The organism is Lewinella sp. JB7 (assembly GCF_024297185.1).
GTDB lineage: Bacteria > Bacteroidota > Bacteroidia > Chitinophagales > Saprospiraceae > Neolewinella.
Genome location: NZ_JANCTD010000002.1, coordinates 141,668 through 153,794 on the forward strand (window position 1 = coordinate 141,668; position 12,127 = coordinate 153,794).

The 12,127-nt window shown below is 57.7% G+C and carries 10 protein-coding genes; 6 read left to right on the forward strand and 4 right to left on the reverse strand.

Translation table 11 applies throughout. The features are described from left to right. The first annotated feature begins 21 nt into the window (after positions 1–21). The gene (gene mnmA / locus NMA52_RS04210) at positions 22–1,125 is read left to right on the forward strand and encodes a tRNA 2-thiouridine(34) synthase MnmA (RefSeq protein ID WP_254826395.1); all 1,104 of its coding nucleotides are present in this window, start codon (positions 22–24) and stop codon (positions 1,123–1,125) included. 39 nt (positions 1,126–1,164) lie between these two features. Here mnmA and NMA52_RS04215 read toward each other — a convergent pair whose 3' ends face one another. Then, on the reverse strand, positions 1,165–2,319 hold the full coding sequence (locus NMA52_RS04215; protein WP_254826396.1) for a class I SAM-dependent RNA methyltransferase: 1,155 nt from the start codon (positions 2,317–2,319) through the stop codon (positions 1,165–1,167). A gap of 1,027 nt (positions 2,320–3,346) precedes the next feature. Next, positions 3,347–3,919, reverse strand: coding sequence for a UbiX family flavin prenyltransferase (locus NMA52_RS04220; protein WP_254826397.1), 573 nt, complete (start codon positions 3,917–3,919; stop codon positions 3,347–3,349). Between the two features lie 164 nt (positions 3,920–4,083). On the opposite strand from NMA52_RS04220, the gene NMA52_RS04225 reads away from it, so the two are divergent. The 4 genes from NMA52_RS04225 to NMA52_RS19065 all read left to right on the forward strand — a co-directional run bounded on the left by NMA52_RS04225 (position 4,084) and on the right by NMA52_RS19065 (position 7,995). Then, positions 4,084–4,569, forward strand: a complete 486-nt coding sequence (locus tag NMA52_RS04225; protein ID WP_254826398.1) for a hypothetical protein — start codon at positions 4,084–4,086, stop codon at positions 4,567–4,569. A 90-nt stretch (positions 4,570–4,659) separates the two neighbouring features. Next, positions 4,660–7,152 (forward strand): DUF5686 and carboxypeptidase regulatory-like domain-containing protein, encoded by a 2,493-nt coding sequence (locus tag NMA52_RS04230; RefSeq protein ID WP_254826399.1) that lies wholly within the window; start codon positions 4,660–4,662, stop codon positions 7,150–7,152. Between the two features lie 98 nt (positions 7,153–7,250). After that, positions 7,251–7,625, forward strand: a complete 375-nt coding sequence (locus NMA52_RS04235; protein WP_254826400.1) for a single-stranded DNA-binding protein — start codon at positions 7,251–7,253, stop codon at positions 7,623–7,625. A gap of 1 nt (position 7,626) precedes the next feature. Continuing rightward, positions 7,627–7,995 (forward strand): single-stranded DNA-binding protein, encoded by a 369-nt coding sequence (locus tag NMA52_RS19065; protein ID WP_371930939.1) that lies wholly within the window; start codon positions 7,627–7,629, stop codon positions 7,993–7,995. On the opposite strand, the gene ccsA is transcribed toward NMA52_RS19065, so the two are convergent. After that, on the reverse strand, positions 7,934–10,810 hold the full coding sequence (gene ccsA, locus NMA52_RS04240) for a cytochrome c biogenesis protein CcsA (RefSeq protein ID WP_254826401.1): 2,877 nt from the start codon (positions 10,808–10,810) through the stop codon (positions 7,934–7,936). The genes NMA52_RS19065 and ccsA overlap by 62 nt on opposite strands. 6 nt (positions 10,811–10,816) lie before the next feature. Next, positions 10,817–11,215 (reverse strand): cytochrome c maturation protein CcmE, encoded by a 399-nt coding sequence (locus tag NMA52_RS04245; protein ID WP_254826402.1) that lies wholly within the window; start codon positions 11,213–11,215, stop codon positions 10,817–10,819. 206 nt (positions 11,216–11,421) lie between these two features. Between NMA52_RS04245 and NMA52_RS04250 the strand changes: the two genes are divergently transcribed. Then, on the forward strand, positions 11,422–12,117 hold the full coding sequence (locus tag NMA52_RS04250) for an L-type lectin-domain containing protein (RefSeq protein ID WP_254826403.1): 696 nt from the start codon (positions 11,422–11,424) through the stop codon (positions 12,115–12,117). The last annotated feature ends 10 nt before the right edge of the window (positions 12,118–12,127 follow it).

Below are 12,127 nucleotides of genomic sequence, written 5' to 3' on the forward strand. Positions count from 1 at the left end.
CCCGCGCGAAAATCAGTAGATATGAGCAAATTAGGACGCGTGCTGGTCGCCATGAGCGGCGGTATCGACAGCACGGTGACGGCCATGATCCTGCACGAGCAGGGGTACGAAGTGGTCGGAATCACCATGAAAACCTGGGATTACGCCAACTCCGGCGGGTCCAAAAAGGAGACCGGCTGCTGCAGCCTCGATTCCATCAACGATGCCCGTTCCGTGGCCGTGCAGATGGGTTTTCCTCACTTCATCATCGATATCCGCGACGAGTTTGGCGACCACGTGATCGACAACTTCGTCGACGAGTACATGGCCGGCCGGACACCCAACCCCTGCGTCCTCTGCAACACCCACATCAAGTGGAGTGCCCTACTTAAGCGGGCGGACGCGATGGACTGTGAATTCATTGCTACGGGACACTACGCTCAGCTTCGGCAGACCGATGCCGGTCGCTGGCACGTCCGGAAGAGCGCGGACGACCGTAAGGATCAGAGCTACGTGCTGTGGGGACTGAGTCAGGAATGCATGGCCCGGAGCCGATTTCCCCTCGGACACATGACCAAACCCGAAGTGCGGCAACTGGCCTACGATTTCGGCTACGAAGAGCTTAGTAAGAAGGCCGAAAGCTTCGAAATCTGCTTCGTGCCCGACAACGATTACCGGGGCTTCCTTAAGCGGCGGCTACCGGAACTGGAAAGCTCCGTCGCCGGCGGGAAGTTTCTCAACACCCGGGGCGAGGTCATCGGTACTCACGACGGCTATCCCTTCTATACCATCGGACAGCGGAAGGGACTGGGAATGGCCTTCGGGGAACCGATGTACGTCACTAAAATCGATGCCGGTGACAATACGGTTACGCTGGGGCCGGTCGAGGCACTCGTCAAGAACGGCATGATGGTAGGCGGCGCGACGCTGCAGAAGTACGCCGAACTACCCGCCGCCGGCCTCGAGCTGGTCACCAAGGTGCGCTACAAAGACGCGGGTACTCTGAGCCTGGTCGAGCAGATCGCTCCCGACCGGATGGCGGTCGAGTTTTACGCCGATGTGCGGGGGGTCGCTCCGGGACAGAGCGCCGTATTCTACGAAGGTGATGACGTCGTCGGCGGTGGACTCATTCACGCTTCCCGTTAGGGAGCTATTGGGCGGGTTCGCGGGTGCCGTATCGGTTGGCTAACGAGCCGTCCCCCGGTAAAGCTCGTACTTGCAGAATCTTACCTCCACCGGTCCGTTCATTAGCGGGATCTTGCGGCTGCTGCGCAGTCCCACGCTCTTTACCGCGCTGGGATTGGCCGAAATCAGCCAGGCGGTATACCCGGCCCAGTGCTGCTTCAGCGTATCCCCAATCGAGCGGTAGAACGATTCGATGTCGCCCGTTTGCATCCGCAATTCGTAGGGGGGATTCGTGACCAGCAGACCGTTCACGTCCGCGGCCCGGGCAGGGGGCGTTAACTCCTCGAAGGAGGATTCCCGCAGTTCAACGCGGGAAAGCAGGTTGGCGCGCTCCAGGGTTGCACGACTGATGGCTACGGCGACCCCGTCAATATCCCCGCCAAGAATGGGGTAGGCGGCCGGTCTTCTTCGGTCCAAAGCTGCTTGGCGCAAGCTTCCCCACAGCGCCGGATCGAAGTTCGGCCACCGTTCGAAGCCGAAACTGCGTAGCAAGCCGGGGGCGTGGTTGGCGGCAATGCCGGCTGCTTCCACCAAAATAGTACCAGAACCGCACATCGGATCGACGAAGGGTTGTTCGCCCGTATAGCCGGCGATCTTGAGCATGCCGGCGGCGAGTACCTCGTTGATGGGAGCTTCCCCGGTGCGGCGGCGGTAGCCCCGGCGGTGGAGTCCGTCGCCGGAACTGTCTATGCTCAGGTCGACCTCGCCGCGACCGCTTATCCGCAGGTGAATGGTCAGATCGGGAGACCCCTTATCTACCGACGGTCGCGTCTGGTATTTATCACGAAACTGGTCGACGATTGCATCCTTGGTCAGTTGTGCGATAAAGTGAGTGTTTCGAAACCAGCGTCCTGGATCGACGACGTTCACGAAGAGGCTCCCCTCGGGCTGAAGGTAGGTCCGCCAGTTGGTGGCCCGCAAGCGGTCGTACAACGCCTGCTCATGGTCCACCTGAAACTCGTCGATGTTGATGAGTACCCGCAGGGCGGTACGTACCTCCAGGTTGAGCCGGTACACCATTTCCAGATCGCCGGTACAGGTCACGACGCGCCGACCGCTGATTACATTCGTAGCGCCGATTTCCAGTAACTCCGCGGCCAGGACTTCCTCGAGCCCCGCGAGGGTAGATAGTGCGAGTTTCAAATCGTGAGACATGTACGGGATTTTCGGCAAGGTACCGTGTAGAGACGGCTTGAGCCGTCACGCTGCCCTCTGCCGTGTAGCGACGGCTTGGGCCGTCACCCGTGTAGCGACGGCTTGAGCCGTAACCGTGTAGCGACGGCTTGAGCCGTAACCGTGTAGCGACGGCTTGAGCCGTAACCGTGTAGCGACGGCTTGAGCCGTCACGCTGCAAAACCTAAATGCCCTCAGAATCGGGTCAAATTACACTGCTCATGCGAGCAGCCGGACGACTAAAGTTGTCGCGACACGTCGGACGACTCCCGTCGTCGTTATGATTTGCCGTGTAGCGACGGCTTGAGCCGTCACGCTGTAATAATTAATGGCCCTCAGGACAGGGTCATGATATACTGCTCATGCGAGCAGCCGTACGACTAAAGTCGTCGCTACACGTCGGCTGACTCCCGTCGTCGTTATGATTTGCCGTGTAGCGACGGCTTGAGCCGTCACGCTGTAATAATTAATGGCCCTCAGGACAGGGTCATGATATACTGCAAATGCGAGCAGCCGGACGACTAAAGTCGTCGCTACACGGCCGCTTGAGCCGTCACGCTGCAATCATAAATTGCCCTCAGGATTAGGTCAGATTTCACTGCTCATGCGAGCAGCCGGACTACTAAAGTCGTCGGTACACGCCGGACGACTCCATTCGTCGTTACGCATTGACGTGTAGCGACGGCTTGAGCCGTCACGCTGTAATAATTAATGGCCCTCAGGATTAGGTCAAAATTCACTGCTCATACGGGCAGCCGGACGACTAAAGTCGTCGCTACATGGCCGCTTGAGCCGTCACGCTGCACGATCTAAATGTGCTCAATATCAGGTAAGATTATACAGCAAATGTGAGCAGCCAGACGACTAAAGTCGTCGCTACACGTCAGACGGCTCCAGTCGTCGTTACATGGCCGCTTGAGCCGTCACGCTGCAAGTATTAAAACAACGAAAGTTGCAGGTACAGGTGCTCTGTCGGTGCGTGTGTACAGCAGAACGACTAAAGCCGTCGCTACACGGTTTCTCCCCAGCGATACGTGTCGTTCAGCTCAAAGCCGGCGAGGTCGAGTACGCGGTCCACGATGGTGCCGACGATCTCCTCGGCGGTGGTCGCGCCACTGTAGAAGGAGGGCACGGCCGGACAGATGATCCCGCCCGCCTCGGTCACCGCGGTCATGTTGCGGAGATGGATAAGGCTGTACGGCGCCTCACGGGGGACGAGAATCAGTCGCCGCCGTTCCTTCAAAATTACGTCCGCCGCCCGGGTGATGAGATCGTTCGATACTCCCGTCGCTATCCTGGCCAGTAGTCCCATACTGCAGGGGCAAACAATCATGGTACCGTAGCGAGCCGAGCCGGAAGCAAAGGGCGCGGAGAAGTCACGTTGTGCGTAGTAGTCAAAGGGATACTGTTGCCAACCGTTGTCGCCGAGCTCCAATTTCCAGTTGAACTTCCCATTGTCCGTAATCACTACGCCAACATTTTCCCAATTCGATTTTAACGCTTTGAGGCGGTCGAACAGCACCTTAGCGTAGAGGGAGCCACTGCTCCCGCCCACGGCAACGACAAGCTTTTTGTTAGACATTCGGAAGGTTTGGTGGTGCTAACGTGATCCGCACGGATAGGTTGCCGGCTGACTTCGCGCCATAGGGTGTGGTGGATATCTTCTCTTGTACGAGTTTGCGGGGGGATCGCGACGAGTGCCGCGACGATAGTATCTTTGCAATTCCCAAAACCAGTATACTTCCTATGGCCTCACCCCTCGACAAGTTATCTCCTGAAAGTCGGATCTGGATCTACGGTGCCGAACGCGCGCTTACCCGAGACGAAACCGCTACGGTCCGTAAGCGTGCACAGGAATTCGTGAGCCAGTGGAGTAGTCATCAGCAGGCCCTCACCTCGGCGGCTGACGTGTTGCATAACCGCTTCCTGGTACTCGCCGTCGATGAGACTCAGGCCGAAGCCAGCGGATGCTCCATCGACGGAAGCGTAAATTTCGTCAAGGCACTCGGCGCGGAGATCGGGGTAGATTTTTTCAATCGCATGCGCTTCAGTTACCGCGACGCAGAGGGCAAGATTCACACCGTAGGCCGCGAAGAGTTCAAACTTCTCTACGCTCAGGGACAGTTGGGCAACGAAAGCATTGTTTTCGATCCTCTCGTCAAGGAATTGGGGGAATTGCGGCAAATTTTTGAGCGGCCCCTCGAAGACAGCTGGCACAGCCGAATGGTGTAAACGAGTCGTTAAGCAGCACTTAAATAAGGATTAAAGCGTCCTTCCGGAACAACGGGGGAGGGGGGTAGTACGTCTCTCTGGTTATCGCCCATGACCAGATCGCTCCTGCCAATTCTGTTTTTCGTCCTAGTCGGATTGACCCTCACGGGACAATCCGTCACCGGTCGCATCGTCAATGAGTTTGACGAACCCGTACCCTTCGCCAACGTCTACGTACGCCAGCTGGAAACGGGGACCGTGAGCGACGATGAGGGCCGCTATACGGTCAATTTTCGGGTTGATGGAACCTACGAACTGGTTTTTTCCAGTCTCGGTTACGCCAGCCGGGCCATACAACTCAACGTGGGTATGGAACCCACTACCTACGACGTTCGCCTGCTCACTTCCGGGGTGGAGCTGGAAGAAATTACGGTCAGTGCCGCCCAGCGGGACCCCGCCTACGCGATCATCAAGCAGGCTATCGCCCGTAAGGCGGAGCATCTGCGGGCCGCCGAAAGTTACCGGACCCAGGTGTACCTGAAGGCCACGGAAGAGATTACCGAAGGTCTACCGGGATCCTCCGCTGTTGAACCGGAATCTACCGCACCCGCGGCCCCGCCTCACGATCCGTTTGCCGCGGACGAACGCAGCAAAAGGGAACTGCTGGCCGGACTGAACATGGTCGAGATGGATTTGCGACTGAACTACACCTATCCACGCAAATACAAGGAAGAACGACTGGCGTACGCGGATTACGGAGACATTCGGGGGTTGTTCGTGCCGAAGTTCACGGAGACGGATTTCAACTTCTACCGCAACCTCGTTCACCTACCGGGGATTGCCGACGCGCCCGTGATCTCCCCCCTCAGTAACACCTCGGTGCTGACCTACGCCTTTGCGTTGGAGAGTACGGATTTGGAGGACGGCAGTTTGGTGTACCGCATCCGGGTAACGCCACGGAAAACCGGGAACAGTACGGTGGAAGGGTGGATCTACATTAACGAGGACAACTACGCCATCGACCGCCTAGACTTCCAGTTTCCAACGGGTGGCTTGGTGTTTTCTGACGAGTTCGGGCTCTCGCAGCGCTACCGTAAGTCTGACGACAACGGCGTCTGGGAGGTAGAACAACAGGTGTTTCGGTACCATACGCGGCAGGGGAAGCGGAAGCAGTTCCGGGGAACCACCACGTTGAGCTACCGCGACTATGTGTATGATTACCCTTTCCCGGAGAAATTCTTCGGAAACGAGGTGGCGGTGACTACGGCCGAGGCCTATACCCGCGACAGTACGTACTGGAAGTTTGGGCGCACCGTGGACTTAACCCCCGAGGAGCGGCGAATGGTGTACTTGCGGGACAGCATCGAAGCTGTAACAAACTCCCGTCGCTACCAGGACAGTATACAGGAACTTTATAACCGGGTTACCCTCCTGGACCTCGTGTGGGACGGGGTAGGCTTCAGAAATAACGACAAGAAGAGTCACCTGTACTTTGCTCCCGTCAGCAGTCTCATCGACTTTTCACCGGTCGGCGGATGGCGTATCGGACCCTACGTCTCGAATTACCGTCGGTACCCGGACGGACGGGTACTGAGTGTTTCGGGCTCGGTCGATATTGGCATCAAGAACCTCGATGTCCAGGGTAAGACGGTGGCCTGGTACCGCTATGACCCCTTTCGCCTCGGCGACGTCTCTCTGTGGGCCGGTCGGGCGTTTGAGTCTTTCAACCCTAATGATGCCTACCTTAATCAGCTACGCGCTTCGAACTACTTCGTGAAGGACGAAATTCGCGTCGGCCAGCAGCGGGAGTTATTCAACGGATTTTACGTCAATACGAACATCGGGCTCGCCGACCGGCGACCTCTGACCGGCTACGATACCGGTAATCCACTCGACGGCGTCATTGATGATGAGGGGGGAACCGTAGATTTTCAGCGTTATCAGGCCTTGATCAGCAATATTACCCTTTCCTATACCCCCGGACAACGGTACATGCGGGAGCCGAACCGCAAGGTCGTGCTCGGAAGCAATTGGCCGACCTTTTCGCTTTTGCACCGCCGCGGGTGGTCGGGGACTCTAGGCAGTGACATTCGCTTTGACTACCTGCAATTCGCCGTCGAACAGGATGTAACCGTGGGCGCTCTGGGAAACTCGAAGTACCGTGCTCAGGTGGGAAGGTTCCTGAATTCCGCCGACCTGCGCTTCGTGGACATCAAACGGTTCCGGGATTCGGATCTCCTCTTGTATTCCGATCCGCTCACGACCTTCCAGGCGCTGGATGCCTCCCTGAATACCGACGATCTCTTTGTAGAGGTCCACCATATTCATCACTTCAATGGCGCGCTGATTAACAATATCCCCCTCCTCAAGAAAACACGGATCAAAGCCGTTGCCGGGGGCGGACTCCTCTGGCTTAAGGATCGTAACCTCCGCTACCAGGAAGTATTCGCGGGTGTGGAGCGGGTCTTTAAACTGGGACCCCGGCGGAGAGTGCGACTGGGATTATACGGCATTGCGGCGGATTCCACGACCGGTGAGGCCGGCATGGCTTATAAGGTAAGCTTTGACCTGATCGACATCTGGAAGCAGGACTGGAACTTCTAAGTCGATCGTAAACGCATATACTCGCAAGTATGCGTTTAATTGACGGGTAAAGGATGGTAGGCGTCTGATATTTGGCCCATTACCAAACAAGTACCACCATGCTATCCCTGCAGAACCAAGTGCAGCTCATCGGGCGCGCCGGTCACGATACCGAACTACTCACGCTCTCCGATGGGACCCCCCGGGCCACCCTGCGCCTGTATCAGAATACACGCCTACCCGAACGGCACCACGAACCTCAGGTACATGCATTGGTCGCCTGGGGCGCGGTCGCGACGCAACTACAGGCCCGGATACGGCGGGGAGACCGTCTCCTCGTTCAGGGTCGAATAGTGTACCGTAAGATCGAGGTGAACGGACACCAGCTAGTGAAGCCCGAAATTCACGTAGCGTGCTTCACGGTACTGAGTACGAAGTCCGTCACCCGTTCCGTTGCGCTGGCCGCGGAACCGGCTCCCGAAACCTATACCTGAGGTGAATGCACTAACACTCATCGGTACGGTGGCCGATCACCCCGTGTATCACTGTACGACCCGTGCGCGCGACCTTGTCCGAATCCAGTTGATCACATATGACCGCCGCGGCGGCAGTCACCGGCATCATTGTCTGGCGTACGGACAAGTGGCGCTAGATCTGCACCAACACCTGCGGCCCGGGGAGAAATTGTTAGTCCGGGGGGAACTATGCTACCGGCAAGTTCGCCTGGATAACCGCCTGATCGACCGGCCGTACGTACTGATTCGGAAATACGGCTTTCTGCAGACCCCGGGCGGGAAGCGGTCTACCGAAGAATTTCACCGCCCGCCGGAGCTTTGCGAGACCGAAGCCGGAATACCATACTGACCAGGAGGCCTACCATCATGGAAATGGTGCCGAACCAGAACAGATTGATGCCGGGGAATTCAATGGCCTGGAGGGTGATGTAGTCCGTCCGGTAACTCTTGGGTGCCACCGCGAGTGGAATACTGAAAGCCTGCTGCGGAGGTGCCGTAGCGATGCGGAGGGTAGCCTCGTTCGTCTCCGGATTCAGACTGACCAGGTGAGCATAGAGTCCGAGTGAGGTGATCTCATCACGTACTCCGCTCGGTTGGTTGCCCCGGATCAGGAAGACCGGCTGCATCGATTGTCCCTCGGATTCCAGCAGGGCGCTCACCCAGATATCGCCTTCCTGCGGCTGGAAGTGTTCTACCTGCGGCTGGGATACGAATTTCTCGAAGGTCACCACCCGGTCGCCGATGACGATGGAGTTGCCGGGCTTAACGAGGTATTCGCGATAATTGAGGTCGGCGTCCTTCGTCAGCAGCTGCTCAAAAACACTCTCGTCAATCTTGATGCGGAGCGACATGTCATTGATCTGGGCGGGATAGTGGTACAGCAATCCTTCCCGCAGTACCAGGGCCACGCTGGCCGTGGTATCGTGGTCGGCGATGCCTCCGGAACGGGCTGCCCGCACGGTGGCGCTCAGACCGATATCGCCGGGTTCGGCGACATAGTCCGGGTGAGTGGGGCGGCGGGAGAATCCCTCCAGGCCGACCGTGTAGGTGTAGATTATCGAACTGCTACGCTGCGGAATCTCCACGGTATCCCGGAAGGAGGTGCTTTCACCCTGCCCCAGGGGCAGGACCCGGTACTTCAGGCTATCCTCGGTTTCCTGACGCACGGTGACGCTCTGTTCTTCCGGGGGCAGGCCCATGATCACGGTAAAGATGTCCCTGTTCCAGTAGTGTTTGGTGCTCGGGTTGGTGATCGCGATCTTCTCGAACCCTTTATCGTAGAGGACATTCGGTTCCAGCTGGAACTCCTCCAGGACCCGCCCGTCCTTATCGACGCGCTGGTAGTCCATGAAGTATTTGCGGTTCATGCCTTCGATCGTATCACCGGTGAAGGTGACGACGTAGTCCTCCATCCCCAGGGGAATGTTCTGGTAAAGCCGGACGGTGCTGCGGGCCAGTTGCTCGTCTTCCGTAAGTCCTTCCATTAAGAACTGATTCTGGGAAACGATGCGTTTATTGCCGGAGCTGGCCATGATCCCAATTAGCATTACGCCGAATCCCAGGTGACTGATGACGCTGCCCGCCACTTTCGCGTCCTTGCGCAGGAAGAAAATGAGGTAGTCCAGATTGGCCCAGACCGCGAACCACCCCGCGAAAAGCATAAGCTTGTAGGGGATACTCGGGGCCTTGATCCACAGCAAGGTAAGTGCGGTCAACACGGCGGCTCCCGCAATGGCTATCCCCGTGTGCAAAGCGAACGACCGAAGGTGACGGGAGAAGTCCCGTTCGCGCCACCGCAGAAACTGAGCGACGCCACTGAGGAGACCGATGAATATGCCGATCCAAATCTGGAAGCCGTTGTGGTGCGCTTCCGGATCGGTGAGCGTGAGACCGTCGTACACGGGGTTGAACCACTCCCGTATGGCGTTGTACACCGGCAAACTGGTCGAACCGGTGATGAGCAGCGCCGACATGAACAGGGTCAGGCTGCCAATAAACATCCAGAATTCCTTGCTGGTGGAAGATTCCTCCCGCTCCGGTACTGGAATGTGCCGCCAGCGCCAGATGACGAGTCCGAGGCTAAGCACAATGTAAAAGCCCAGAAAAAACAACAACTGCGCCTCCAGGCCCATCTCCGTAAAGGCATGCACACTGGTATCGCCGAGCACGCCGGAGCGTGTAAGGAAGGTACTGTAAACGATCAATACAAAGGTGAACAGGTAAAACAGATAGGTGGCCCGGATGCCCTGACCGGTCGCGCGGCTAATGAGGTTGGTATGGATGCCGGCGACCAGCATGAGCCAGGGCACCAGACTGGTGTTCTCGACCGGATCCCAGGCCCAGTAACCGCCGAAGTTAAGCGCCTCGTACGCCCAGGCGGCCCCCATAAGAATACCGATGCCGAGGATGCCCGCGCTGAAGAGACTCCACCGCAGCCCAGGCGTCAGCCATTCGCGGTGGCGACCGGTCCACAACCCCGCCACGGCGTAAGCGAAGGGCACGACCGTGCTGGCAAAACCCAGGAAAAGGGTGGGAGGGTGGATCGTCATCCAGTAATTCTGCAGGCTGGGATTGAGTCCGTTCCCCCGCAGCAATTCCACGTAATCGGCCTGCTGAAAGATGGGAGCGTTCACCGTCTCCCGCAGCAGCAGTAAGGGGTTGGAGCCGAGTTTGATCAGGCTATCCCCGATGCCGAAGTGTACCCCGAGCAGCATCGATACGATCACCACCTGCACGGAACAGACCACGGCCATGACCGGCTTCTCCCAGCTGCGGGCGGTGACCATGAGTACGTAGCCAAGGATAACGTGCCAGAACATCCACAGCAGGAAGCTTCCTTCCTGCCCCTCCCAGAATGCCGAGAAGATGTAGCGCCGCTGCAACTGCCCGTCGACGTGAGCCGTCACGTACTGGTATTCGTAGTACTGATTGAGCATCGCGTAAAAGATGCACCCGATGACGGTGAATACCGCCGCGCCGTGCGCCAGAAAGCTGAGTTGCCCGAGGCGCTGCCAACTCCGGCTACGCAGAACCTCGGCCCGGTATTGCGTGGCCAGGAAGTAGCTCACCAAACTTAGAATAGCGGAAAAAAAAGCGAGTACGACGGCGAAGTGTCCGATGTAACGGGGGCCGAGGTGCTCGTTCAGGTACTGTATTTCTTGCATGTAGGCCTAGCTCTCGGTCAGGTTCTTGATCATCGCCTCTTCGTCCTTGTACTTGCTCGGACACTTCAACTGGATGTCGCTCGCGATGAACTGCTCGTCCTTCATCCGACCCGTCAGCACGATACTCTCGCTCATTTCAAAATCCTGGGGTTTACCCATCAGGAGGACCACCTCCCGTTCGTTACCAGCCAGATCCTCGAGGAAGAAGCTGAAGTAATTGGGGTCGGTAAGCGGATCGTAAATCGTCGGTTTGTCCTTGACGTAGGTACCGACCAGTTGCACTTTCTTACCGGACGCGGCCGCTTTATCAAAATTGGCGTACTCCGAAGTGGCCTGCCCCGTCTGCAGCAGCAGTACCACGGCAACGACTACCAGCAGGATCGCAAGGATATAGGACTTCTTCATAAGGCGGTAAGTTGGTACAGGACGCGGCGTAGAACAAGAAAACGCTAAGGTAGCCGGACCGTTGCGCCACAGCGTCAGGGAAGGGTAAAATGCACGTCCGATCCGGGCATTCGGCCCCGCTACGTGCCCGACCTTTGGGGTAATTTCCGGGGAACAATTCTCTATAAATCAGTATTTTGATAGAAACCGCCCGCACGGGTTAGCCGATGACTACCGCCGACCGATCTCTACTCCTCGCTCTTTGCCTGATTTTTCTTGCTCCCGCGCTTGCCGCCCAGAGCAGCGTGCGGGAATTCCGACTCGGCGGCAGCGCGAAAATACTGACCGAGGAGTGCATTCGCCTGACCCCGGCCACTGCCTACGTATCCGGCTCCGCCTGGTTCCAGAATCCCATGGATCTCGAGTATCCCTTTGAGCTTACGGTGGACCTGGTCCTGGGGGAAAACGACGATCTGGGAGCCGATGGCATCGTCTTCGTTTTTCACCCCACGATGCAGACCGGTTACCGCGGCGAAGGAATGGGTTTTGCCGGCCTGTATCCCTCCCTGGGCATCGAGTTCGACACCTACCAGAATTTTCACCTGGGTGATCCCGCCGGCGACCATCTGGCCATCATGCCCCACGGACAGCCCAATCATTCGGTGAGCCTGCAGGGACCGGTTGCCTTACCTAATCTGGAGGACGGCATGCGTCACCCCCTGACCATCAGTTGGAACCCGGGCACCAATACCATGAAAATCACGCTCGACAACGAACTGCGGGCCACCTTCACCCGCGACATCATCCGGGATATCTTCGGCGGAAACAGCAAGGTGTACTGGGGGGCAACCGCCGCCACCGGTCGGAAGATCAACTTTCAGGACGTGTGCATTCGTAAACTGGTGTACGCCATGGCGTACTGAGCAGGAAGCG